At 71.2% G+C, this 24,627-nt stretch carries 16 protein-coding genes and 2 pseudogenes; 5 read left to right on the forward strand and 13 right to left on the reverse strand.

The annotated features are described in order from the left end of the window. Positions 1 to 37: 37 nt before the first annotated feature. The 8 genes and pseudogenes from ACZ5SK_RS17685 to ACZ5SK_RS17720 form a co-directional block, all read right to left on the reverse strand. Positions 38 to 514, reverse strand: a complete 477-nt coding sequence (locus ACZ5SK_RS17685; protein WP_334575824.1) for a DUF7144 family membrane protein — start codon at positions 512 to 514, stop codon at positions 38 to 40. Then, on the reverse strand, positions 511 to 1,764 hold the full coding sequence (locus ACZ5SK_RS17690) for a hypothetical protein (RefSeq protein WP_468576259.1): 1,254 nt from the start codon (positions 1,762 to 1,764) through the stop codon (positions 511 to 513). The genes ACZ5SK_RS17685 and ACZ5SK_RS17690 overlap by 4 nt, the downstream gene beginning before the upstream one ends. Before the next feature lie 830 nt (positions 1,765 to 2,594). Continuing rightward, positions 2,595 to 4,007, reverse strand: a complete 1,413-nt coding sequence (lpdA, locus tag ACZ5SK_RS17695) for a dihydrolipoyl dehydrogenase (RefSeq protein ID WP_468415881.1) — start codon at positions 4,005 to 4,007, stop codon at positions 2,595 to 2,597. Between the two features lie 132 nt (positions 4,008 to 4,139). Continuing rightward, positions 4,140 to 4,570, reverse strand: a pseudogene (locus tag ACZ5SK_RS17700) (beta-galactosidase small subunit-related protein); the annotation flags it as partial. Positions 4,571 to 4,586: 16 nt separating this feature from the next. Continuing rightward, a complete protein-coding gene (locus ACZ5SK_RS17705) occupies positions 4,587 to 5,537 on the reverse strand; it encodes an RNA-guided endonuclease InsQ/TnpB family protein (RefSeq protein WP_468415879.1) in 951 nt (316 codons plus the stop codon). Next, on the reverse strand, positions 5,516 to 5,887 hold the full coding sequence (locus tag ACZ5SK_RS17710; protein WP_361707810.1) for a helix-turn-helix domain-containing protein: 372 nt from the start codon (positions 5,885 to 5,887) through the stop codon (positions 5,516 to 5,518). The genes ACZ5SK_RS17705 and ACZ5SK_RS17710 overlap by 22 nt, the downstream gene beginning before the upstream one ends. Positions 5,888 to 6,148: 261 nt before the next feature. Next, positions 6,149 to 6,523 (reverse strand): annotated as a pseudogene (locus ACZ5SK_RS17715) (hypothetical protein); the annotation flags it as partial. A gap of 123 nt (positions 6,524 to 6,646) precedes the next feature. After that, a complete protein-coding gene (locus tag ACZ5SK_RS17720) occupies positions 6,647 to 10,819 on the reverse strand; it encodes a molybdopterin-dependent oxidoreductase (RefSeq protein WP_457495235.1) in 4,173 nt (1,390 codons plus the stop codon). Positions 10,820 to 11,630: 811 nt separating this feature from the next. Here ACZ5SK_RS17720 and ACZ5SK_RS17725 point away from each other — a divergent pair. From ACZ5SK_RS17725 to ACZ5SK_RS17740, 4 genes are all read left to right on the forward strand, one after another. Next, on the forward strand, positions 11,631 to 13,550 hold the full coding sequence (locus tag ACZ5SK_RS17725) for a M1 family metallopeptidase (RefSeq protein WP_334575831.1): 1,920 nt from the start codon (positions 11,631 to 11,633) through the stop codon (positions 13,548 to 13,550). A gap of 201 nt (positions 13,551 to 13,751) precedes the next feature. Continuing rightward, positions 13,752 to 14,201: a DUF6153 family protein gene (locus ACZ5SK_RS17730; RefSeq protein ID WP_334575832.1), complete on the forward strand. Its 450-nt coding sequence runs from the start codon at positions 13,752 to 13,754 to the stop codon at positions 14,199 to 14,201. Between the two features lie 118 nt (positions 14,202 to 14,319). Continuing rightward, the gene (locus tag ACZ5SK_RS17735) at positions 14,320 to 15,966 is read left to right on the forward strand and encodes a multicopper oxidase family protein (protein WP_334575833.1); all 1,647 of its coding nucleotides are present in this window, start codon (positions 14,320 to 14,322) and stop codon (positions 15,964 to 15,966) included. A gap of 454 nt (positions 15,967 to 16,420) precedes the next feature. Further along, positions 16,421 to 16,945 carry a DUF4396 domain-containing protein gene (locus ACZ5SK_RS17740; RefSeq protein ID WP_361707819.1) on the forward strand — a complete coding sequence of 175 codons (525 nt, stop codon included), beginning with the start codon at positions 16,421 to 16,423 and terminating at the stop codon, positions 16,943 to 16,945. 36 nt (positions 16,946 to 16,981) lie between these two features. Here ACZ5SK_RS17740 and ACZ5SK_RS17745 read toward each other — a convergent pair whose 3' ends face one another. The 4 genes from ACZ5SK_RS17745 to ACZ5SK_RS17760 form a co-directional block, all read right to left on the reverse strand. Continuing rightward, complete coding sequence (locus ACZ5SK_RS17745) at positions 16,982 to 17,491, reverse strand: O-acetyl-ADP-ribose deacetylase (RefSeq protein WP_361707822.1); 510 nt, start codon at positions 17,489 to 17,491, stop codon at positions 16,982 to 16,984. Positions 17,492 to 17,524: 33 nt separating this feature from the next. Continuing rightward, positions 17,525 to 18,937: a phytoene desaturase family protein gene (locus ACZ5SK_RS17750; RefSeq protein WP_334581110.1), complete on the reverse strand. Its 1,413-nt coding sequence runs from the start codon at positions 18,935 to 18,937 to the stop codon at positions 17,525 to 17,527. A 284-nt stretch (positions 18,938 to 19,221) separates the two neighbouring features. Beyond that, positions 19,222 to 20,079, reverse strand: a complete 858-nt coding sequence (locus ACZ5SK_RS17755) for an inositol monophosphatase family protein (protein ID WP_334575837.1) — start codon at positions 20,077 to 20,079, stop codon at positions 19,222 to 19,224. 85 nt (positions 20,080 to 20,164) lie between these two features. Further along, positions 20,165 to 21,991 (reverse strand): gamma-glutamyltransferase family protein, encoded by a 1,827-nt coding sequence (locus ACZ5SK_RS17760; RefSeq protein WP_334575839.1) that lies wholly within the window; start codon positions 21,989 to 21,991, stop codon positions 20,165 to 20,167. Positions 21,992 to 22,265: 274 nt separating this feature from the next. On the opposite strand from ACZ5SK_RS17760, the gene ACZ5SK_RS17765 reads away from it, so the two are divergent. Continuing rightward, positions 22,266 to 22,934, forward strand: coding sequence for a hypothetical protein (locus ACZ5SK_RS17765; protein WP_468576262.1), 669 nt, complete (start codon positions 22,266 to 22,268; stop codon positions 22,932 to 22,934). A 67-nt stretch (positions 22,935 to 23,001) separates the two neighbouring features. On the opposite strand, the gene ACZ5SK_RS17770 is transcribed toward ACZ5SK_RS17765, so the two are convergent. Continuing rightward, positions 23,002 to 24,531 (reverse strand): NCS1 family nucleobase:cation symporter-1, encoded by a 1,530-nt coding sequence (locus tag ACZ5SK_RS17770; RefSeq protein WP_334575841.1) that lies wholly within the window; start codon positions 24,529 to 24,531, stop codon positions 23,002 to 23,004. Positions 24,532 to 24,627 lie beyond the last annotated feature (96 nt).

The following is a 24,627-nucleotide window of genomic DNA, read 5'->3' on the forward strand; positions in this document are numbered from 1 at the left end:
TCCGACATCGACCTCGCGCGTCCTGCGACGCGTCGCATCACCGGGTGCCGCCCTGCACCTCCCGTGGCGACGTCAGGGACCAGATCACGAACACGTCGATCGCCATGACGGTGATCGACCAGAGCGGCTCGTACGGCAGGAACAGGAACTGGGCGACCAGGCTCAGCGCGGCGAGGAGGATGCCCGGGAAGCGGGCCCAGCGGGCGTTCTTCAGGAGGGCCACGCCGGTCGCGGCCGCGACGACGCCGAGGACGAGGTGGATCCAGCCCCAGCCGGTGAGGCTGAGCTCGTAGACGTAGGCGCCGACGCGGGCGTAGATGTCGTCCTCGGCGATGGCCGCGATGCCCTGGAGGACGGCGAGCACGCCGCTGCACAGCATCAGGACGCCGGCGAAGACGACGCCGCCGCCGATCCGGCTGCCGGGCGGGGTGGGCCGGCGCGGTCCGCCGCGTGGCGTGGACCAGGCGGTGCCGATCTCGCCGTGCGGGTCGCCGGCCGGGGGGTTCGCGCTCATGCGGGGCTGTCCTTTCGGCGGGGCCGGGTCGCGAGGAAGTCGACGATGCCCAGCGCGAAGAGCAGAGCGAGGGCGAGGCCGATCACGACCCAGCCGGTCGGGTACGGCCACAGCAGATACGCCAGGACGGCCGCGCCGGCCAGGATCCAGGCGATCCAGTGGCGAAAGCGGTTCACGAACGGGCCGACGGGTCCGGTCCGCAGCCCTGCGTGGTCGGCGGTCGCGCGTATGGCGCCGATGCCCGAGTGCCACAGCCCTCGGACGAGAGTGGCCCGGCGGCCCGGCCCGGTCAGCCAGGCGGCGAGCGCGACCACCACCCCGACGGCGACGACCTCCCGCACCGACGTGCGCAGGAACCGCGTGAGCGTGTCGTAGACGGATCCGGCGGCCGGCTGGGAGATGCCGGCCGGGAGCGCGTCCAGGTAGAAGACCCGGAAAACGGTGAGCGCAACGCCCAGCAGGAGGGTGGCGAAGGCGAAACAGAGCGCGGAAACGATGAGCACGCGTCGCCGGTGGGTGGAGAGCAGGACACCGGACGCCACCAGGAGCATGGCGACGATCGGCAGCCACAGGCCGGCCAGTTGCAGCAGCCGGAAGTAGGTCCGCACCTTGCCGATGTCGTCGGACCTGACGACCGTGAAGTCGGTGTGGACCTCGGGGATCTTTCCCGCGACCGTCAGGCCGGAGTCGACCAGCCGTTTTTTGACCTGGTCGACGACCGGGGCGAGGTCCACGGTCACCGTGTCGTTCTCGATCTTCACGGCGCCGCCGCCGCTGCCGGTGAGGGCCTTGACCATGGTGCTGTGGATGCGGCGGTTGGCGTCGACCCAGATCCGTTCGAAGGCGTCGGAGGCGATGACGGCCTGCGCTTTGTCCTGCACGAAACTGTGGACGGCGCCCTCGATGGAGCCGCCGAGCTTGCCCAACGCCTTCTGAACGAGCGGACGTTGGGTCGGGACGACGTCCTGCAGCAGGGCGTTGAGGTCCAGGTGGTCCATCACGGCGTTCGTGACACGGTTTGCGGCCGCGTTCTGCACGGCCCGGTCGGAGGCGAGGGGACGCACAGTGTCGACATAGCGATCCGAGTCGCCCACGATGTCGGCCGTCCAGGCGGCCACCGCCCCCAGTGGGGCCAGGACACAGCCCAGGACGATGAGCACGACCGCGAAGAGCGAGCGGACCCAGTGGTGCGTGGAGCGTCGGCCACGCTCCCCCTCCAACACCGCAACCCGAGCCCTGAGCGCCTCCAACTCCGCAGCACCGTCGCCGGGGACGGGCCTGCCAGGGGCGGGGCCGCCAGGGGCAGGGTTGTCCCCGGCACCACTGTCGGGGACACGGTTGCCGGAAGCAGAATCGCCCGCGGCACCGCTGTCCGGGAGACGGTTGCCGGGAGCAGGGTTATGCGCAGCGCCGCTGTCCGGGAGACGGTTGCCGGAAGCAGAATCGCCCGCGGCACCGCTGTCCGGGAGACGGTCGCCGGGAGCAGGGTTGTCCCCGGCGCCGCTGTCCGGGGGACGGTTGTCCGGAGCAGCACGGTCCGGGGGCCCGCTGTTCGGAGGGCTGGTGTCCGGAGAGCCGCTGTCCGGAGGCCCGCCGTTCGAAGGCCGGCTCTCTGGAGCACCGCTGTCCGGTGGCCCTGCGCCCGGAAGGCCTGCGTCCACAGGCCCACTGCCCGGAGACCCGCCGTTCGGAGGCCGGCTCTCCGGAGGGTCGGTGGCCGGAGGCCCGCTGGCCGGTGACCCGCCGTTCGGAGGCCCGTTGGCCGGACGGTCGCTGGCCGGAGGCCCGCTGGCCGGTGACCCGCCGTTCGGAGGCCCGTTGGCCGGACGGTCGCTGGCCGGAGGCCCGCTGGCCGGACCGTCGCTGGCCGGACGGTCGGTGGCCGGGGTGTTGGCGGGCCGGGCGCTGTTGTCCGGCATGGCGGGCTCCCTCGCCGTCGGTCCGGTCCGGTCCTGGCCGGACCGCCCCGCGTCGGTCGGGGTTCGGTCCGGTGGATGCCAGCACATCCCGGCCGTACGTCGGCGGCGAGCGCAGCGGGACCGTTCGGGTGAACGGCCCCGCCGGGTGCGGTGCGCGGGAACTACATGTTGATCATGTGCCCGGCCAGTCCGTGCAGCGCCTCCTTGACGGCCTCGCTGAGGGTGGGGTGGGCGTGGACGTTGCGGGCGACCTCGTGGACGGTGAGGTCCCACTGCTGGGCCAGGGTCAGCTCGGGGAGGAGTTCGGTGACGTCGGGGCCGATGAGGTGGCCGCCGATCAGTTCGCCGTACTTGGCGTCGCTGATGAGCTTGACGAAGCCGGTGGTGTCGCCGAGGCCGTGGGACTTGCCGTTGGCGGTGAACGGGAACTTCGCCACCTTGACGTCGTAACCCCTCTCCCGAGCTTGCTCCTCGGTGTAGCCGAAGCTGGCGACCTGGGGCTGGCAGAACGTGGCCCGCGGGATCATGGCGTAGTCCAGCTCCATGGTCTCCGCGTCCGCGAGCGTCTCGGCGGCGATGATGCCCATCGCCTCGGCGGCGTGCGCGAGCATCAGCTTCGCGGTGACGTCGCCGATGGCGTAGATGTGCGGGACGGAGGTGCGGCAGCGGCCGTCGACGTCGATCGCGCCGCGCTCGGTGACCTTCACGCCCGTGTTCTCCAGGCCGTAACCGGTCACGTTGGGCGCGAACCCGATCGCCTGCAGGACCTTGTCGGCCTGAAGGACCTGCTGGGCGCCGTCCTTGCCGGTCACGGTGACACGCACCTGGGGACCGGACTCGTCGATCGCCTCCACGCGGGTCGAGGTGAGCACGTCGATGCCCAACCTGCGGTACTGCTTGGCCAGTTCGGCGGAGACCTCGGCGTCCTCCAACGGGGCGACCCGGTCCAGGAACTCGACGATCGTGACCTTCACGCCGTAGTTGTGCAGTACGTAGGCGAACTCGATGCCGATGGCGCCGGCGCCCGCGATGACGATCGACTGCGGCAGGTCCTCGGCGAGGATCTGCTCCTCGTACGTCACCACCCGCGCGGTGCGCTTCGTGCCGGGCAGCAGCTTGGGGGTCGCGCCGGTGGCGATGATGCAGTGGTCGAATCCGATGGTGCGGATCTCCCCGTCGTACCCGGTCACCCGAAGGGTGTGGTCGTCGACGAAAGCGCCACGGCCGTCGAGTTCGGTGATCTTGTTCTTCTTCATCAGGTAGTGGACGCCCTTGACCCGGCCGTCGGCGACCTTACGGCTGCGGCGGTACGCCTCGCCGTAGTCGAAGGAGACCTGCCCGTCGACCTTGATGCCGAAGGTCTTCGCGTCGTGGGTGAAGATGTGCGCGATCTCGGCGTTGCGCAGGAGGGCCTTGGTGGGGATGCAGCCCACGTTGAGGCAGACGCCGCCCCAGTACTTCTCCTCGACCACCGCGACGCGCTTGCCCAGCTGGGCGGCGCGGACCGCGGCGACGTAGCCGCCGGGACCGGCGCCGAGGACCACGACGTCGAAGCGTTCGTCCTGCTCGGGCATAGGGGGTTCCTTTTCCGTCGATTCCGTTTCCCGTTCCGTGGGAATTGTTCCGCTCTTCCCCGCCCGCCGCCACAAAGATCATCCGTGGAGGGGGTCACACGGGCGGGGAAACGGCGCCGACGGACCCGGGGGTTACTCCTCGGCGGTGGGCCTGCGCGAGGCGGCCGTCGCCTCGCGCACGTCGGTCAACGGCCGCAGTCGGTAGGTGTACGCGTAGTCGCGGTCGGCGAACAGCTTGTACTCGTCGTGGGTGTGCGCGCCCCAGCTGTTGTCGCCGCCGATGCCCATCTGCCGGTGGTTCAGGCGGAGTACGACTTCCTTGCGGGGGGTGAGCTGGTAGTCGTGGCGGGCCCCGACCGACAGGTCCTCGGGCGTGAAGTGCGAGGCGTTGACCTCCAGGAGCGGCTCACCGGAGACGAGCAGGCCGTTGCCGTCGCCGTCCGTGAGGGCGACCCACCGCACGTCGGTCTTGTTGCCGTTCTCCTGCGGACGCAGGTAGGAGGTCCACTGCCCGGTGACGGTGCCGGAGTACAGGCCCACGTTGGTGCGTCGTTGCGGTCCCATTGACATCCTCCCCCTTTAAAAGAGGGGGATTTCAACCGGTTTGGGTTGAGGTTCACGGACGTTCTTCGACCGCGTGGGCGGCGTCGTCCCTCCGGCACCGGCTGTGCGCCGGGGGCGGGGGATCCCGCCCTGTCCTGCCGCGACGTTGTGACTGGCATTGGTGTCCGCGTTGCAGGTGAAGCCACAGGACACACACGCGAAGTCGGCTTGGCTCTTGCGCGACTTCTTCTCGATCCACCCACACGCACTGCACCGCAGAGACGTGTAGGCAGCGGGAACGTCCTCGACCCGGCCCGGCGCCTTGTGCCCGGTGCGCTGCCGCAGCAGGCCCCAGCCCTGAGCGAGAATCGACCGGTTCAGCCCGGCCTTCTGCGCCACGTTCTTACCGGGCTGCTCCACGCTGCCCGTCGCGGAGCGGGTCATGTTCTTGATGTTCAGCTTCTCGAACCGGATCAGACCGTAGCTGCGGGCGAGCATGGTCGAGGTCTTCTCGCACCAGTCCTTACGCCGGTTCGCCTCCCGCGCCTTCAGCTTCGCGACCCTCGTATACCCGGCCGCCTTCCGCTCGCTGCCCTTCGGCGCGCGGGCGGCACGCCGCTGGTGTTTGCGGATCTGCGCCCGTTCCCGGACGGTGAGCTGCGGGCAGTTCAGCTTCCGCCCGTCGGAGAGGGCGGCGGTGACGGTCACCCCCCGGTCGATGCCGATCACCCCACCCCCGGCGGGCGCCGGTACCGGCTGGGGGATGACGGCGAACGCCACATGCCACTGCCCGTTGCGGTAGGTGACCCGGAACGTCTTCGCGTCGGGCAGGTGCGCGCCTTTGCCTGTGGCGCTGAGGCGGAAGCGGACCCAGCCGCAGCCGGGCACCCTGACCTGGGCCCACCGCCGGTTGAGCTTCTGCACGACGACCGAGCGGCCCAGGACCTGCCGGCCGGTCTTCGCGTTCAGCTTCGGCGAGCCGTCCACGTGGTATCCGGGGACGCGGTCGGTGCCGATGACCCTAAAGCCCTCGTGCACATGCTTCCGACGCCAGGTCGGCTCACCGAACCCGGACGTGAAACGCGCCTGCTTGGCCTCGCGAAGTCCTTCAGCGCCTGCTGCTGCACGTCCGCGTTCCCGGACCCCAGCCACTCGTTGTCGCGCCGGGCCGCGGTGAGCTGACGGCACTGCTCCGCGAAACCGGGCGCACTGCGACGCCACCGGCGCCAGTGCGCGTGCTGCTCCACAGCCAGGTTCCAGACATACCTCGCATGCGCGCAGTGCAGCAGCATCTGCCGCTCCTGCCCGCCCGTCGGGTACATCCGAAACCGTGCCATGCCGCGAACCTAGACCACACATTCCCCGCCCGCGCACCTCATCGATCACCGTCACCCGTCCGAGTGACCACACTCTGCCAACCGCAAGGCCACCTCCCCAACCCCCTCGACCCGATGCAACCACCCCCTCCGAGGCCGCCCTCGGCATCCCGGACGGCGACGCCGACCGCCCCGACGGCGATCCGGCCACCCCTGCCCCGCTCCGCGGAACCGAGCATTCACCTCGGCCCTCAAGGACCGGGCACCCCACCCGAAAGCCAGGTGGAAGTCGGCGTCTCGGTCGTCGGGGCGGTCGGCGTGCGCGAACTTCCAGACACCGTCCAGACTCAGCCGGTACGGGGAGCGGGTGCGGTCGGCGGCGAGCGCCTGGCCGAGGTCCGCGTACGGCATGAGGGTGGTGTGCGGGGCTTCGGTGCCGAGCCGGAAGACGTCGATGGAACCGTTCCATTCCGGCGTGCCGTCCGCCGCGACGGCCCGGTGCGCGGTGGACGGTGCGGACAGGGCGAGCGCGCCGAGAACGGCGGCGGACCCTTCGAGCAGACGGCGGCGGCTGACGACCGGCCGCTGGGAATGACCCGGCTCCACCCGCTGGGGGCGGTCCGGCCGGTCCATGGACGACACGTGCGGGTGCGACATGACCACGACCTTCCCCGAGGCGACCGTGCGGCTGTGCACGGACGGAGGGTGCGTCAGATCTTGTCCACTCCTGTTGATAAAACGAACATGAATGACCGGCCATGGCTGAATATCAACTACGTCTCAGTAAACGTCCCGCACGTACCGCTTGTCGGCGGCGAGTTGCTTCACATGCGCCGCCGCCTCCTCCTCGCTCATGCCGCCGTGGACGACGGCGACGTCGCGCAGCGCCCGGTCGACGTCCTTCGCCATCCGGGAGGCGTCTCCGCAGACGTAGAAGTGGGCGCCGTCCTGGAGCCAGGACCACAGGTGGGAGCCGTGCTCGCGGATCCGGTCCTGGACGTAGACCTTGGCGCGCTGGTCGCGGGAGAAGGCGGTGTCCAGTCGGGTGAGGGCGCCGTCCGCCTGCAGGGCGCTCAGCTCGTCCTCGTAGTAGAAGTCCGTCGCCCGGTGCTGCTCGCCGAAGAACAGCCAGTTGGGAGCCCGGTGCCCGCGGGCCCGGCGCTCCTCGAGGAACCCGACGAACGGCGCCACGCCCGTGCCGGGGCCGACCATCACCATCGGGGTCGCGGGGTCGGCGGGCGGCCGGAAGTGCGGGGAGCGCTGCACATGGACCGGGACCTCGGTGCCCGGTTCGGCGTCGGCGAGGAAGGGCGAGCAGACGCCCTGCCGGGGGCGGCCGGCCAGGTTCTCGTACCGCACGACGGAAACAGTGAGCGACACAAGGTGGGAGTCGGTCAGCGGGCTGGACGAGATGGAGTACAGGCGCGGTTGCAGCCTTCCGAGCACCTCGGCCCATTCCTGGGCGTCGGCGCGCAGGCCCAACTCGGCTGCCACGTCGACGGCTTGGCGGCCCCAGGACCACTTCGCCAGCTCGTCCTTGTTGTCCGGGCGCAGGAGTTTGCGCAACTCGCGCGGGTCGCGGGTGCGGTCGGCGGCGAAGCGGAGCAGGGCCGGGGTGATCCGGGTGATGTCGAGGTGGCGCAGCAGGGCCTCGCCGACGGCAACCTCACCGAAACCGTTGACGACAACGGGGGCGTGCGCGTCGAGGCCGGTGACGGACAGCCACTCCGCCACCAGTTCAGGGGAGTTGAGGGGGCGCACGCCGAGGGCGTCGCCGGCCTCGTAGACGAGCGGGCTCTCGCTGTCGCTGGTGTCGAAGGTGAAGCGCCGGACCTCCTTGCCGGAACCCGGCCGGCTCAGCAACCGGTTGCCGGTGAGGCGGGCGGTGACGGGAACGGGCCGCCTGGAGCGGGCGGGAGCGGCAGGCGCGGTGGGCGTGGCGGGCACGGGCTTGGTGGCGACGGCGGCGGACGTCGAGGCGGGGCCGAGGGCCGGGACAGGGGCGGCGGCGGGGGACGCGGGAGGGGTCGCGAGGGGGCTCGCGGGCAGGAACTCCGTGGCCTCCTTGAGCGCGGTGACCACCTGGTCGAGCCAGGCCTCCGCCTCCGTCTCGTAGTCCGGTTCACAGTCCGTGCGCGGGGCCAGCCGGACCGCGCCGAGCTCGTCCATACGGTGGTCGAGCCGTCGGCCGTGTCCGCAGAAGTCGTCGTACGAGGAGTCCCCGAAGGCGAGGACGGCGTAGCGGCGGCCTTCGAGACGGCCGGTGTCCAGCGCGGCGAGGCCGTCCCAGAAGCCGGCGCCGTTGTCGGGGGCGTCGCCGTCGCCGAAGGTGCTGGTGATCAGCAGCAGGTCGGCGGCTGCGGGCAGGGTGGCGGGGTCGGCCTCGTCCATGGCGACGAGGGACGCCGGATGGCCGCCCTCGGTGAGCCGGGCGGCGGTGGCGGCGGCGAAGTCCTCGGCGTTGCCGGTCTGGGAGGCCCAGAGGATCACGACCTGACGCGCCGGGGATTCCTGGGGCGCGGCGGCGGTGCGGGAGTACATGCCGGCGAGGGTGCCGTTGACCCACAGGGCGTGCTCGGGGCTGAAGGGCGCGTCCGGCGGCAGCACGGGGACGCCGGGGGCGCCGGCCGGGATACCGGCGAGGAAACCGACGAGGTACTGCCGTTCGCGTTCGGTCAGGACCGGCGGCGGGGCGGGCTCCAGGCCGAAGACGGCCGCCGCGGAGGGCTGGACGGCGGTCGGTACGAGGACGGGCGCGGACGCGGAGGCCCCCAGGGCAGTGGTTTCCGTTACCGGAGTTTCCGTGACCGGTCCGGCCATGACGCGCGTCCCCGTGGCCGGGGTGTCCGTGGCCGGAACCTGCACGGTAACCGGTGTCGAAACCCTGGTCAGCGAGACAGCGCATACCTTCAGCTCGGGTTGGAAGGAGAGCGGGTCGACGGCGTCGCTGGTGACCGCGTTGACGCTGAGGTACTCGCCGAACAGGTCGTTCCAGTGGAACGGCGCGAAACAGGAGCCGGGCAGGACGCGGTCGGTGACGACGGCCGGCAGCACGGCCCGCCCGCGCCGCGAGGCGACCTCGACGGAGTCTCCGTCGGCCACGCCGAGCGCGGCCGCGTCCTCGGGGTGCACCTCGACGAACGGGCCGGGGTTGAGCTTGTTGAGCTTGGCCACCTTCGCGGTCTTCGTCAGGGTGTGCCACTGGTGCTGGAGGCGTCCGGTGTTCAGGACGAACGGATAGTCGTCGTCGGGCATCTCGGCGGGCGGAACATGCGGACGCGGGTGGAAGACGGCGCGGCCTGAAGCCGTGGGAAAGGTGAGCGAGCCGTCGTCGTTCACGTACCGGATCGGATTGCGCTCCGGGCCGTCGGCGGTGGCGGCCGGCCACTGCACGGGGGTGGCGCGCAGTCGGTCGTACGTCACTCCGCGCAGGTCGTAACCGGTTGCCGGGTTGTGGGCGCGCTTGATCTCCTCGAAGACCTGCTCGGCGCTGTCGTAGGTGAAACCGCTCTCGTAACCCATTGCGCGGGCGACGGCCGCGATGAGCTGCCAGTCGGCCATGGCCTCGCCGGGCGGGTCGGCGGCGGGCCGGGCGAGGGTGAGGTTGCGCTCGCTGTTGATGAGGACGCCCTCGGTCTCGGTCCACAGCGCGCCGGGCAGGACAACGTCGGCGTAGGCGTTGGTCTCGGTGTCGGCGAAGACGTCCTGGGCGACGACGAACTCGGCGGCCTCCAGCCCCTCGATGACCGTTCTGCGGTTGGCGACGGAGGCGACCGGGTTGGTGCAGATGATCCAGCAGGCCTTGATCTCGCCGTCGGCCATTTTCCGGAACATCTCGACGGTGCCCTTGCCGACGCCGTCGGCCCGGATGGTGCCCGGTTCGAGCCCCCACAGTTCCTCGACGAAGGCGCGGTCGGCGTCGACGAGGACGGAGCGCTGGCCGGGGAGCCCCGGACCCATGTACCCCATTTCCCGGCCGCCCATGGCGTTGGGCTGGCCGGTGAGGGAGAAGGGCCCGCTGCCCGGGCGGCAGATCGCGCCGGTCGCGAGGTGGAGGTTGATGAGCGCGTTGGTGTTCCAGGTGCCGTGCGTGGACTGGTTGAGGCCCATGGTCCAGCAGCTGGTCCACTCCCCCGCCTCCCCGATCAGGCGGGCGGCCTCGTGCAGGTCGGCCTCCGGGAGGCCGGTGATCTCCGCGACGGTCGCGGGCGGGTAGTCGGCGAGGAACTCCGGCATCGCCTCCCAGCCTTCGGTGTGGGCGGCGACGAAGGCGGGGTCGGTGTGGCCCCTCTCGTGCAGGAGGTGGAGCAGGCCGTTGAGGAGGGCCAGGTCGGTACCCGGCTTGACCTGGAGGAACAGGTCGGCTTTCGCCGCGGTGGCGGTGCGGCGCGGGTCGACGACGATCAGTTTCGCGCCCGCTTTCACCCGGTCCATCATCCGCAGGAACAGGATCGGGTGGCAGTCGGCCATGTTGGAGCCGATGACGAGGAAGACGTCCGCCTTGTCGAGGTCCTCGTAGGAGCCGGGCGGGCCGTCGGCGCCCAGAGACAGCTTGTAACCGGTTCCGGCGCTTGCCATGCACAGTCGGGAGTTCGACTCGATCTGGTTGCTGCGGAGGTAACCCTTCACCAGTTTGTTGGCGAGGTACTGCGCTTCGAGGCTCATCTGGCCGGAGACGTAGAGGGCGACCGCGTCGGGGCCGTGCTCGTCGACGATGGCCCGCAGCCGCCGTGCCGTCTCGGCGACGGCCGCTGCCACGGGGGCGGGTTCCGGTTCCTCGCCGCGGTCCGAGCGGACGAGGGCGGTCGTCAGCCGGCCGGGGGCGGCGAGCATGTCGGCGGTGGTCGCACCCTTGGTGCACAGCCGGCCGAAGTTCGCGGGGTGCTCCTTGTCGCCGGACGCCTTCAGGACCGTACGCCGTCCGTCCGGTCCGAAGCCGATGTCCAGGACCATGCCGCAGCCGACGCCGCAGTACGAGCAGACCGTGCGCACCTTCGTCTCCGACGCGCTGTCGGTCCGCGGGTCCAACGCGGCCACGGGCGCCCCTTTCCTTCTGACGATCAGCCTGGCGAGAGTCTCTGCAAGCCTCTGCGACGGTACGAACCGTGCATTACACAGGTGTCTCCCGGACCGGCCACCGGGAGTTAAGCCCGGCGCACAACGAACGGCGGGCGAGTGTGAGCGGGCCGCCCCCGCCCCGCAAGAGAGCAGGTTACGGGGGTGACGGCCGGGGTGCCGGGCTCCAGGGAAGGCGGGGCCCGGGGGCGCGGGTCCGGGGGTGGGGGTCCGGGGGGCGCGGGTCCGGGGGTGGGGGCAGGCCGGACGGTCGGGGTCTCGGGGCGTGGGCCCGGGGCGCTCATGGGGCGAAGGCCGGGCGGGTCCGGGCGCGGTGCGGGCCGAGCCGGGCGGGGTTCGAAGGCCGGGCGGGTCCGGGCGCGGTGCGGGCCGAGCCGGGCGGGGTTCGAAGGCGGGGCGGGTCCGGGCGCGGAACGGGCCGAGCCGGACGGGGTTCGAAGGCCGGGCGGAGTTCGAAGGCGGGGCAGGGTTCGGGCTGCGGGGCAGGGGGCGTGGGGGTGGGCCGGAGGCGGGGGTGTTTTCGGGCCGTCTGTCGGGGGAGGGAGCTTTGCCAATCTCTGATGGCATGGCCGCGTCAAATCTGTCAGGCTTCCGGCAGCCGTCGCGCACCGCCCCTCCGGCACACCCACGCCGTCAGGGGACAGCCACCGAGCAGGCCGGAAACCCGGCCGCCGCAAAGGAGCCATGTGTGAGACCCACCCCCCGCAAGGCCATCTCCGCGAGCGCACTCGTCCTCGCCGCGCTGGCCGCCGTCTCGCTCCCCGCCACGACCGTGGCAGCCGCGCCGCAGACCCAGCAGGCACCCCGTGCACAGCAGGCACAGCAGGCCCCGCGGGCGGCACAGGCGCCGCGGCCTGCGGCTGCCGCCTGCACCCCCGCCCAGGTGGTCGCGGGCGGCGACTTCGAGAGCGGCGCCTCGGCGTGGACCCAGTCCTCGACCGGTGTGATCACCAGCCGCACCGGTCAGTCGGCGCACGGCGGCACCGCTTTCGCCTGGCTGGACGGAGTCGGCAGCACGCACACCGACACGCTCTCGCAGAGCGTCACGATCCCGTCCGGGTGCGCCGGCGCCACCCTCACCTTCTGGCTGCACATCGACACGGCCGAGACGACCTCGTCCACCGCGTACGACAAGCTGACGGCGAAGATCGGCACGACGACGCTGGCCACGTACTCGAATCTCGACAAGAACACCGGCTACGTCCAGAAGTCGTTCGACGTGTCGGCCTTCGCGGGCCAGACCGTGAGCCTCGCCTTCACCGGAACCGAGGACTCCAGCCTCCAGTCGAGTTTCGTCCTCGACGACATCGCGCTCAACACCTCCGGCGACACCGCACCGCCGCCCGCCGACTCCACGCGCACCCCGGCCGCACCCTCGTACACCGTCAGTCTCACCAGCAACACGGCCGGCACGGTCTGGACCGGTCACGAGAGCGCGACCTTCACCAACGCCTCCGCCACCGCGCTGAGCGAGGTGTATCTGCGGTTGTGGGACAACTACCACGGCACCTGCACGTCGATGCCCATCGCGGTCAGCAACGTCACCGGCGGCACCGCGGGCGCCCTCTCCGTCGGCTGCACGGCCCTCCAGATCACCCTCGCCACGCCCCTCACCCAGGGGAAGAGCGCCACGATCGGCTTCGACCTGGGCATCACCGTGCCCAGTGGCGCCGACCGGTTCGGCTACGACGGGTCGTTCAGCTTCATCGGCAACGCGCTTCCCGTGCTGGCGGTGAAGGACGGGGCGGGCTGGCACCTGGACCCGTACACGAACAACGGCGAGTCCTTCTACTCCCTGGCCGCCGACTTCAAGGTGACCCTCGACCACCCGACCGCCCTGCTGGTACCGGCCACCGGCGCCTCGGTCGACGCCGCCGGCTCCAGCGGGCGCACCATCACCACGGCAACCGCGTCCAAGGTGCGTGACTTCGCGTGGGCGGCGGGCCCGTTCAGCAAGATCTCCGGCACCTCGACCGCCGGGACGCCGATCAACGTCTACTCCGTCTCCGGCATCAGCTCGGCCAACGCCCAGTCGATGCTCACCACCGCCAAGTCCGCCGTGGACGCCCACGCCGCCCGCTTCGGCGCCTACCCGTACGGCGAGCTGGACGCCGTCATCGACAACGACTTCTGGTTCGGCGGCATGGAGTACCCCGGGTTCGTCCTGGACCTGGTGAGCACCACGGCGCTGACCCATGAGATCGGCCACCAGTGGTGGTACGGCATCGTCGGCGACGACGAGTACAACAGCCCCTGGCTGGACGAGTCGTTCACCGACTACGCCACCGACCTGGCACAGGGCAAGACCGGCAGCGGCTGCTGGAGCAGCGTCTCGTGGGCCTCGTCGGCGGAGAAGATCACCAACTCGATGGCCTACTGGGACGCCCACTCCTCCCGGTACTCCACCGTCGTCTACGGCTACGGCAAGTGCGCCCTGCACGACCTGCGACGGCTCATCGGCGACACCGCCATGGCCAACCTGCTGAAGACGTACGCCACTTCGCACTGGTACGGCGTCTCCACCACGGCCGAGTTCAAGGCGGCGGCCCAGGCCGCCACGACCACGGACCTGACGTCGTTCTGGACCACCCACCGCATCGACGGCTGATCCGGCACGGACGGCGGTCCACGGACCACGGACCGCGGTCCACGCACTGAGCAGTGCGGCCGCCAGCCAGGTCGCCCCGGCGCAGCACAGGCTCCTCGGCATGGTCGAGGAGCCTGTGGCCGACGGCCCGCAGACCTGAGATACGCATACCCGTACGGGGTATAGTGGGCCACCGCGACGGCAGGAAGTACGGATCCCCTGATGACGGTACGAGAGTGGCCCCGGCACGGGACGGGCGGTGCCGCCCGCTGGGTACGGGGCCTGCTCGTCACGCTGTGCGCCGTGGTTGCCGTACTGCTCCACCACGGGCTCTGCGACGCGCCGGTCACGGCGATGCCGACGGCCGGCCCGCACGCCATGGCGGCGCCTGTCCCGGTTCCTGCCGCCCAGCCGCGTACGGGCCCACCGGCAACAGGCCCAGCGGCACACGTGGCACCCGTGGCACACGGTTCCGACGGCGCCGCCTGCCCTTCCATGGACATGCAGGTCTGCATGTCCGCCGGCGTCAACGCCGTACAACTCACGGCGCCACCCGAGTCGCCGATGGCTGCCTTCCCCGTTCGGACCGCGGAGCTCACGAGCGTGGACATCGCACGCTCGGTGCATCGTGCGCCACCCGATCTGTCTCTCCTCTCCCTCCTGCGCATATAGGCCGCCGTCCCACGGCTTCCCCGCGTCCCCGAGACGCCGGCGAACCGTGTCCGGACCGCCCGAACGCCTATCGCGCATCGCGCATCGCGCATCGCGCATCGAGAAGAGGACCTTCCTCGTGAACAGCATCAACCGTCGCTCCGTCCTGCTCGCCGGACTGGGGGCGGCAGGTACCGGCCTGCTCGCCGCGTGCAGCAACGACGCCTCCGACAGCCCCTCCCTCCTCAGCCCCTCCGGTTCCCAGGTCGCCCGCACGGAGGAGAAGCGGAGCGCTACGGGCCGGGTGCACCGTCTCCGTCTGACCGCTGCTCCCGGCATGCTCGACCTGGGCGGCGGCACCATGGCCGAGTCCTGGGCCTTCGGCGGCCAGGCACCCGGCCGGGAGATCCGCATCTCCGCCGGCGACACCCTCGCCGCCGAGCTGTCCAACCAACTTCCCGGCAGCACCACGACGTCCGTCCACTGGCACGGCATCGCGCTGCGCAGCGACATGGACGGCGTACCGCCGGTCACCCAGACCGCGGTGCGCCCCGGGTCCAGCCTCACGTACCGCTTCGTCGCCGACGCCCCCGGCACCTACTTCTTCCACCCGCACGTGGGTGTCCAGCTCGACCGCGGCCTGTACGCCCCGCTGATCGTCGAGGACCCCAAGGAGCCACTGTCGTACGACGACGAGTGGGTCGTCGTACTCGACGACTGGCTCGACGGCGTGACCGGCACCCCCGACGAAGCCTTCGCCGAGCTCAGGCGTGGCATGGGCGCCATGGACATGAGCGGCATGGACATGGGCGGAACGGACACAGGCGGAATGGACACGGGCGGAATGGACACGGGCGGGATGGACATGGGTGGCTCCGGCATGGACGAGACGACGCCCTCGCCGTCCTCGTCCTCCTCGTCCTCCTCCTCGGGGGACGGCATGCCGATGAGGTTCATGCTCATGGGCGCCACCAGCCGACTGCTCGGGGGCGACGCGGGGGACGTGAAGTACCCGTACCACCTGGTCAACGGGCGGGTGCCGACCAGCCCCGCCGTTTACACCGGCAAGCCGGGCAGGCGCGTCCGACTGCGCATCATCAACGCGGGCGGCGACACCGCCTACCGGGTGGCGCTCGGCGGCCATCAGCTGACCATCACCCACACCGACGGCTTCCCCGTCGAGCACCAGCAGGTAGACGCTCTGCTGATCGGCATGGGCGAGCGATACGACGTGCTGGTCACCCTCAAGGACGGCGTCTTCCCGCTCGTCGCGCTCGCCGAGGGCAAGGGTGCCGGCGGTATGGCTCTGATGCGCACCGGGTCGGGGAGCACCCCGAAGTCGACCGTACGACCGGCCGAGCTGAACGGCCGGATCGTGACCGCCTCGCAGCTGCGCGCGGCCGACGACGTACGGCTGGAGCCGAAGAAGGCCGACCGGGTCCACCGCATCGCACTGACCGGCGGAATGGAAAAGTACGACTGGACCATCAACGGCAAGCGGTACGACATGGCCCATCCGACCGCGAACCCGCTGCTCGTCGAGGAGGGCCAACGCGTCCGGCTCGACTTCGTCAACACCACGGACATGTGGCACCCGATGCACCTGCACGGCCACACCTACCAGCTGGGCAGCACCGGTCCGCGCAAGGACACCACCATCGTGCTGCCCAAGAAGACGGTGTCCGTGGTCTTCGACGCGGACAACCCCGGCCAGTGGATGCTGCACTGCCACAACGCCTACCACGGCGAAGCCGGGATGATGGCGCTCGTGGCCTACGGGAGCTGAGCCCCCGGCCCCCGGTCCGGGGCGGGATTCAGCGCTCCCGCCCCGGACCGTGGTGTCCGACGACTGGGCCGGATGGTGACCCTCGGGACCGTGCCCGTGCCATGCCTTCTCCGGAGGCAGCGTGGACGCGGATCTGCTGCCCGGCCGGGTCGTGGCCTGCCTCGGGCTCGGCGCGGTATTCGTCACCGCCGCCACCACCGCACGGGGCATGGTGCAGCACCACGAGGCCCGCCTCGGTCTGCGCCCTCGCGGCAGCGGCGTGTGCTGCGGCCGCACTGGCGCTCGTCCCGCCGGGGAAACCACGGATGAGCGGCGGGCCGCACGTGCACTGACCGCTCAGGCGAGAAACCCTCCCGACGGAAATGCCTCAACGGAATACCCCCAGGGGGTATATCGTTGGCGACTGCGGGCTCGGGGAACGAGCCATACCGGACGGACGGGAATGGGGAAGGCCATGGATCACAGCGCTCATGACACCGGCACCATGCACGACCACGCCGCCCACGAGGGTCGGCACGGCCACGCAGGCCACGGCGCGCAGGCGGGAGCCTCCTGGGGGACGGCGGTCAAGGCGACCCTGCACTGCCTCACCGGATGCGCCATCGGCGAGATCCTCGGCATGGTCGTCGGCACCGCCCTCACGTGGGGCAACGTGCCCACCATGATCCTGGCGATCGCGCTCGCGTTCCTCTTCGGTTACTCCTTCACCCTGTTCGCGGTGCGCCGGGCCGGCCTGGACCTCAAGTCCGCCATCAGGGTGGCACTGGCCGCCGACACCGTGTCGATCGCCGTGATGGAGCTGGTCGACAACGGGATCGTCGCCCTTGTCCCGGGCGCGATGGACGCCCAGCTGTCCGACGGGCTGTTCTGGTCCGCGCTGCTCGGCGGCTTCGTGATCGCCTTCCTGATCACCACCCCGGTCAACAAGTGGATGATCGGCCGCGGCAAGGGCCACGCGGTCGTCCACGCCCATCACTGACCACGGGCTGGGCGGCCGGGCCACGACGATCGTCGGTCAGCCGACCTGCCGGGCGAACGCCTCGTACGCCCGCTCGTCGAAGAGGACGAACCTGACCTCCTCGACCGACGTCGCTGCCGCCCGCACCGTCTCCACCGCGATCCGCGCCGCGTCGTCCATCGGCCAGCCGTAGATGCCCGCGGAGACCGCCGGGAAGGCGACGGTGCGGGCGCCCAGCTCGTCCGCCACCCGCAACGACTCCCGGTAGCACGAAGCCAGCAGCTCCGACCGGTCCTCGGTCTTGCTGTGCACGGGACCGACGGTGTGGATCACCCAGCCTGCGTCCAGTTCGCCCGCGGTGGTGGCGACGGCCTGCCCGGTGGGCAGGCCCTTGCCGTAGTGCGAGGCGCGCAGGCGGCGGCAGTCGTCGAGGATCGCGGGTCCGCCCCGGCGGTGGATGGCGCCGTCGACGCCACCGCCGCCGAGCAGGGAGGAGTTGGCGGCGTTGACGATGGCGTCCACGGACTGCCGGGTGATGTCGCCCTGGACGAGCGTGATCGTGGTCATGCCTGTGTATACCAACGCGGACGGGCCGACCGCTCAGCCTTGTTGCCGCAGCCTCCGCCACACGGCCTTCGCCGCGTTGTGGCCCGACATGCCGTGCACGCCAGGGCCGGGCGGGGTGGCCGAGGAGCAGATGAAGACGGCCGGGTGCGGGGTGCCGTACGGGAACAGGGACGGCTTGGGGCGCAGCAGCAACTGGAGGCCGGAGGTCGCGCCGGAGGCGATGTCTCCGCCGACGTAGTTGGCGTTGCGCACGGCGAGTTCGGCCGGGCCCGCGATGGCGCGGGCGAGGACTCGGTCGCGGAACCCCGGGGCGAAGCGCTCCAGTTGGCGTTCCATCACGTCGGTGAGGTCGCCGGTCCAGCCGTTGGGAACATGGCCGTAGGCCCAGAAGACGTGCCGGCCGGCCGGGGCCCGGGTGGGGTCGACGACGCTGGGCTGCACCGTGATCATGAAGGGCCGGTCAGGTGCCCGGCCCTCCCGGGAGGGGGCGCGCAGAGCGGCGCCGATCTCCGCACTGTCCGCGCCGATCTGCACGGTGCCGGCGGTGCGGGCCTCCTTCGCGGTCCACGGGACCGGGCCGTCGAGCGCGTAGTCGATCTTGAAGGCGGCCGGGCCGTACCGGTAGCCCTGATAGTGGTTGCCGAAGCCGGCGATGCGGGCGAGGGCGGTGGGCGAGGTGTCGAAGACGTAGGCGCGGGCCGGGGGCAGGTCGTCGAGGCGCTTGACCTCGTAGTCGGTGTGGATGCTGCCGCCGAGGTCCTCGAAGTAGGCGGCGAGGGCGTCCGAGATGGACTGGGAGCCGCCGCGGGCCACCGGCCAGCCGCGGGCGTGCGCGGCGAGGGCGAAGACCAGGCCGATGGCCCCGGTGGCGAAGCTGCTCAGCGGGGCCATGACATGGGCGACGAGACCGGCGAACAGGGCCTTGGCGGGCTCGTCGCGGAAGCGGCGGGTGAGCCAGGTGGACGGGGGCAGGCCGACCAGGCCGAAACGGGCCAGGGTGAGCGGGTCGCGCGGGAGGGCGGTCAGCGGCAGCGACATGAAATCGCGGGCCAGGGTGTCCCACTTGGGCAGGAAGGGCTCGACCAGACGGCGGTACGCGCCCGCGTCGCGCGGCCCGAAGGAAGCGGCCGTCTCGGCCACCGACCTCGACAGCACCGCGGCGCTGCCGTCGAGGAAGGGGTGCGCCATGGGCAGTTCGGCGTGCAACCATTCGAGGCCGTAGCGCTCCAGGGGCAGGGCACGGAAGGCGGGCGAGTTGATGCCGAGGGGGTGCGCGGCGGAGCAGGGGTCGTGGCGGAAGCCCGGCAGGGTGAGCTCCTCGGTGCGGGCTCCCCCGCCCACGGTGCCCCGCGCCTCGAACAGCGCCACGGAGAAGCCACGCCTGGCCAGCTCCACCGCCGCGGTCAGCCCGTTGGGCCCCGCTCCCACCACGACCGCATCGAGCATCGACGGCACTTCGACCCCTTCGTCAGCCGGTGACCTCCGTAGACCGGCGGCCCCCGATCTCAGGATATGCCGGTGGTACGACAACACCTGCGGCACGGGGCCACCGCAAGCGTCCGGATCGCGGGAGCAGCCACGAAACGTCGCGGGGGCGGTCGCCCACCGCATCGCGGGGGCGCGCCACAGTAATCGCCCGCCCCGTCACCGAGACCGCGCCGCCGAAGCCCCCCGTCACCGAGACCGCGTCACGGAACCCCCGTCACAGGGATCGCCTCGGCGTGTCCGCCTCACCGTGTCCGTCGTGCGGTGCCCGAGAGCAGGCCCGACACGCGGCGGGCCGTCGTCGCGTCCCTGGCCGCCGTGAACGGCAGAGCGTTGCCGCCGGTGATGCGGAACGGCTCACCGGTGAGGGTGAGGTGGGCGCCGCCCGCCTCCTCGACCAGCAGCAGTCCGGCCGCGTGGTCCCAGGCCGCCTCCCAGGAGAAGGCTGTTGCGTCCAACTCGCCCCGGGCTATGGCGAGATACTCCAGGCCGGCCGATCCGCACGCGCGCGGTGCGACCCCGTCCGTCCACAGCGCCAGCAGGGCGCTTTTCTGCTCGTCGGTCGTGTAGTCGGGGTGGGACGTGGCCACCGTCAGGTCGCGGCCGGCCTCGGGCGGGCCGGCGAAGAGACGCTCGCCGTTCAGGAAGGCGCCGCCGCCGCGGACGGCCGTGGCCAGTTGGTCGCGGGCCGGAGCGTACGTCCAGGAAGCGAGCAGGACGCCGTGCCGGGCGAGGGCGACCAGGGTGCAGAAGCCGTCTTCACCGCGCACGAACTGCCGGGTCCCGTCGACAGGGTCGACGATCCAGACCGGCGCGTCGCCCTGTATCGCCTCATACGTCGCCGGGTTGGCGTGCACCGCCTCCTCGCCGACGACCACCGAGCCGGGCAGAAGGGCGCCGAGGGCCTCGGTGAGGAGCAGCTCGGCGTTACGGTCGGCATCCGTCACCAGGTCGTGCGGGCCGCTCTTCTCGTCGATCTCGTGCGCCGCCAGCTGCCGGAAGCGGGGCATGATCTCGGTCGCGGCGGCCTTGCGGACCGCCTCCTCCACGTCGACCGAGTGGCGGGCGAGAAACTCGTCGATGGTTTCCGTGTCTTGGATCATGCCTCCATGAGAGCACGCCCCACTGACAATCCTCGCCCGGCCGGTGCACATCGGGTGGAATCGGGATGAAGAAGCGGGGCGCGGGTCAGCGGCCCACCGCGTACCCCTGCATCCCGCGCGGGTTCGCGGCCGCGAGCAGGATCCCGGTCCGCGGGTCGCGGGCCACCGCGCACAGCCGGCCCTCGGACCAAGGGGCGCCGACGGTGACGTCATGGCCGCGCCGCCGCAGCTCCTCCACCACCTCGGCCGGCATGCGCGACTCCACGGTGACGCTGCCAGGCCGCATGCCGCGCGGGTAGAAGGAACCGGGGAAGGCGTCGTTGTGCCAGTTCGGGGCGTCGATGGCCCCCTGGAGGTCGAGGGAGCCGCGCACCCGCGCGCGAAGGGCCACGGCCAGGAAGAAGTGCAGCTGCCACTGGTCCTGCTGGTCGCCGCCGGGCGTGCCGAACGCCAGCACCGGCGCCCCGTCGCGCAGCGCGATCGAGGGGGTGAGGGTGGTGCGGGGGCGGCGGCCCGGCGTCAGCGAGTTCGGCAGGCCCTCCTGCAGCCAGGTCATCTGCAGCCGGGTGCCGAGCGGGAAACCCAGCTCGGGCACGACCGGGTTGGACTGCAGCCAGCCGCCGCTGGGCGTGGCGGCGACCATGTTGCCCCAGCGGTCGACGACGTCGAGGTGGCAGGTGTCGCCCCGGGTGAGTCCGTCACCGGTCACCTCCGGCTCGCCGGGCACCGGCGAGGCCGGTCCCCTGGCGACCGTCGGCTCGCCCGCGCCCATCGGGTCGAAGGCGGGGTCGTCGCCGTTGACCACGTGCGCGTGCGCGCTCAGCCGCGGGGTGCGCCCGCCGGGGCTGCCGGGCCGCAGCTCGTACGACGCCTTGTCGCCGATCAGCCGTCGCCGGTCCGCGTTGTAGCCGGCGTCGAGGAGCTCGCCGAGCGGGACCTCGGCCGCGTCGCCGTACCAGGCCTCGCGGTCGGCCATGGCGAGTTTGCAGCCCTCGATCAGGAGATGGACGTAGTCGGCGCCGCCGTGGGCGGGCAGCTCGGGCGGGAGCAGGGCGAGCTGCTGGAGGAGGGCCGGACCCTGGCTCCAGGGCCCGGCCTTGCACACCGTCCAGCCGTTCCAGTCGTATGTCGCCGGCGTCTCGTAGGTCGCGGACCAGCCGGCCAGGTCGGCGGCCGTGAGCGTGCCGGCGTGGCGCTCGCCGCTGGTGTCCAGGGTGGGCCGGGCGGCCTGACGGACCAGCGCCTCGGCGATGAACCCGGTCCGCCACACCTCCCGCGCGGCCTCGATCCGATCCTGGCGGTCACCGGCCCCGGCGGTCTCGGCGAGCAGCCGCTTCCAGGTGGCGGCGAGGGCGGGGTTGCGCAGCAGCTCGCCGGTCCGCGGCGACTGCCCGCCGGGCAGGTACACCTCGGCCGAGGAGGTCCACTCCGTCTCGAACAGTTCTCGTACGGTCTCGACGGTCGCGCCGACCTTCTCCACCGGCGCGTGGCCGTGCTCGGCGTACCCGATGGCGTACTTCAGCACGTCGGCGAGGGACTTGGTGCCGTGGTCGCGCAGGAGGAGCATCCAGGCGTCGAACGCGCCGGGCACGGCGGCGGCGAGCGGTCCGGTGCCGGGGACGAGGTCCAGACCCAGCCCCCGGTAGTGCCCGACTGTCGCGCCCGCGGGCGCCACGCCCTGACCGCACAGCACCCGCACCTCGCCGCCCGCCGGGGCGAGCAGGATCGGCACCTCGCCGGCGGGGCCGTTGAGGTGCGGTTCGACGACGTGCAGGACGAAGGCGCCGGCGACGGCGGCGTCGTAGGCGTTGCCGCCGTCCTCCAGGACGGCCATCGCCGACTGGGAGGCCAGCCAGTGCGTGGAGGACACCATGCCGAACGTGCCCTGGAGGGTGGGTCGGGTGGTGAACACGAGTGCTCCTCAACTCACGACGGCCGCTCTCGTGATCGTACGCACGCGCCCGTCGTGCCGGGCCTCGATCACTTCAACCCGTGCTCCCCTCCGTGTGTCCGGGCCGCCGCTATGCCCCGTGAAGAGCCGTGATGTCCCGGTCGGGCCGGGCCCCTTCGTCACCGCGCCGCCACGGAGCGAGTTTTCGCTTCCGCCCCACAGGGAGTCGTGTGACACTGGCGTCTTCGTCCGCATCGCGGACTGTCGTCCGCACCGTCCCCCACGAAAGTGCGCCGTGCGCTCTCTCCCACTGCCGCTCGCCCTCACCGCGCGCCTGTCCCCGGTGGCCGTGCTGGCCTGCGCGGGCTGGGCGCTGACGTCCGGCCCGCTCACCGAAACACAGGACACCGCGAGCAAGGACCCGCAGAAAACCCAGTCCCAGAAGGCGTCCGACCCTTCCTCCACCGCCGCGTCCAAGACGTACACCGCGGCGCCCGCCCCCTGCACCAGCGTGGCCGCGAAAACGGTTGCCTCGCTTGTTCCCGGCGCCAAGACGGCGGGCAAGGAGATCCCGTCCACGGACGCCGACCTGCGCCGCACCTGTTCCTGGAACGCGCTCAAGGGATACGACTACCGGTGGCTCGACATCTCGTTCGAGATCATGGATTCGGACGATGCGGCACAGAGTTCGTACAAGGCGCGTCTCGGGGAGAAGAGCGGCGGCGGCGCGGTCCCGGGGCTCGGTAACGCGGGCTACTCGGTGGTGAACCTCACGACGGAGGACAAGCAGCAGACCCGGGAGGGCGTCGTCATCGCCCAGGTGTCCAACGCGCTGGTGGTCGTCAACTACAACGGCAGCGACTTCGAGACGAAGAAGGCGCCCAGCACGGACGAGATCAACAAGGGTGCGATCAAGGCCGCGAAGGAAGCGGTGGCCGCCCTGCAGAACGGCACCAAGAGCTGACCTCGAACGCGGAAGCGGCCGAAGGAGCCGAGCTGCTCCTTCGGCCGTTCTCGTGCCGCAGAGACCGTCAGACTCCGTGTTCCTCCTGCCGTCCGCGCGTCAGCATCAGCGCCAGGTACAGCACCATCGAGGTGCCGAGCCCGACCGCCCAGCCGTAGTCGGCGAGGGATTCCAGGGCCGGGATGGGCCGCCCGTCGAACAGCGGCTTGAAGCTGGCGCCGCCGATCGCGAGGACGCCGCCGACCGCGAAGGCCACCACGGCCCGCCAGTTCCAGCCGGCGTCGTACCAGTAACGGCCGCCGGTGCGGTACAGGTCGGCCAGGTCGAGCTTGCCGCGGCGCAGGATCCAGTAGTCGGCGATGAGGATGCCGGCGACCGTGCCCAGCAGCCCGCCGACCAGACCGAGCCAGGTGAAGATGTAGCCCTGCGGGTCGGAGTACAGCTTCCACGGGAAGATCAGCACGCCGAGGACGCAGGTGGCGAGGGCGCCGGTACGGAAACTGATTTTCCTGGGCGCGATGTTGGAGAAGTCGAAGGCCGGCGAGACCAGGTTGGCCGCGATGTTCACGGACAGCGTCGCCACCAGCACGGTCACCAGGGCGAACAGCAGCCCGAAGACGTTGTCCGTCTTCGCGGCGAGCTGTACCGGGTCCCAGATCGTCTCGCCGTAGACGGCCTGCGAACCGGAGGTGACCATGACCGACAGCAGCGCGAAGAGCGTCATGGTCGTGGGAAGGCCGAGGGCCTGGCCCCACGTCTGCGCTTTCTGCGACTTTCCGTAGCGGGTGAAGTCCGGGATGTTCAGCGACAGCGTCGACCAGAAACCGATCATGCCCATCAGGGACGGCCAGAAAAGCTTCCAGAAGTCGCCGCCCCAGCCGAGCTTGGAGGGCTGGTCCAGCAGCGGGCCGAAGCCGCCCGCCTTGTTGCTCATCCAGATCAGCATCACCAGCGCGCCGACGAGGACGAAGGGCGCCGCCCAGTTCTCGAAGCGGCGGATCGTCTCCATGCCCCGGTAGATGATCGCGACCTGGATCGCCCAGAACACCGCGAACGACAGCCACATCGTCCAGGCGTAGCCGCCGATCTTCCCGGCGTCGCTCCAGCCGTTGCCGATCAGTTTCCCGGCGAGGAAGTAGATCGCCTCACCGCCGATCCAGGTCTGGATGCCGAACCAGCCGCAGGCCACCAACGCCCGTACGACAGCGGGGAGGTTGGCGCCGCGGATGCCGAAGGAGGCGCGGGCGAAGACCGGGAAGGGAATGCCGTACTTCGGTCCCGCGTGCCCGGTGAGCAGCATCGGGACCAGCACGATGAGGTTGGCCAGCGCGATGGTGAACACCGCCTGCTTCCAGTCCATGCCGACGGCGATCAGACCGGAGGCGAGCGTCCACGACGCCGTGTTGTGGGCCATGCCGACCCACAGCGCGGAGAAGTTGTACGTCGTCCAGGTGCGCTTCTCCACGGGAACCGGAAGCAGGTCCTCGTTGGCGTAGGGGCCGCTGGGCGGCGGTGAGCCCGGGGCGAGCTCGACGCGTCCGTCGGGACGGGTGAGTTGGTCGGCCATGGGTATGGCTGTGGGAGCGGTGTCGGTCATGGGCAGGCCAATCAAACGAGGGGCGGATCCGGAAAGGCCGTGCGGGATCTCCGGTCCCCTCCTTGGGGAATGCCGCAGGAGGGGAGAACTGGAGTG

The organism is Streptomyces sp. NPDC031474, from assembly GCF_055581185.1.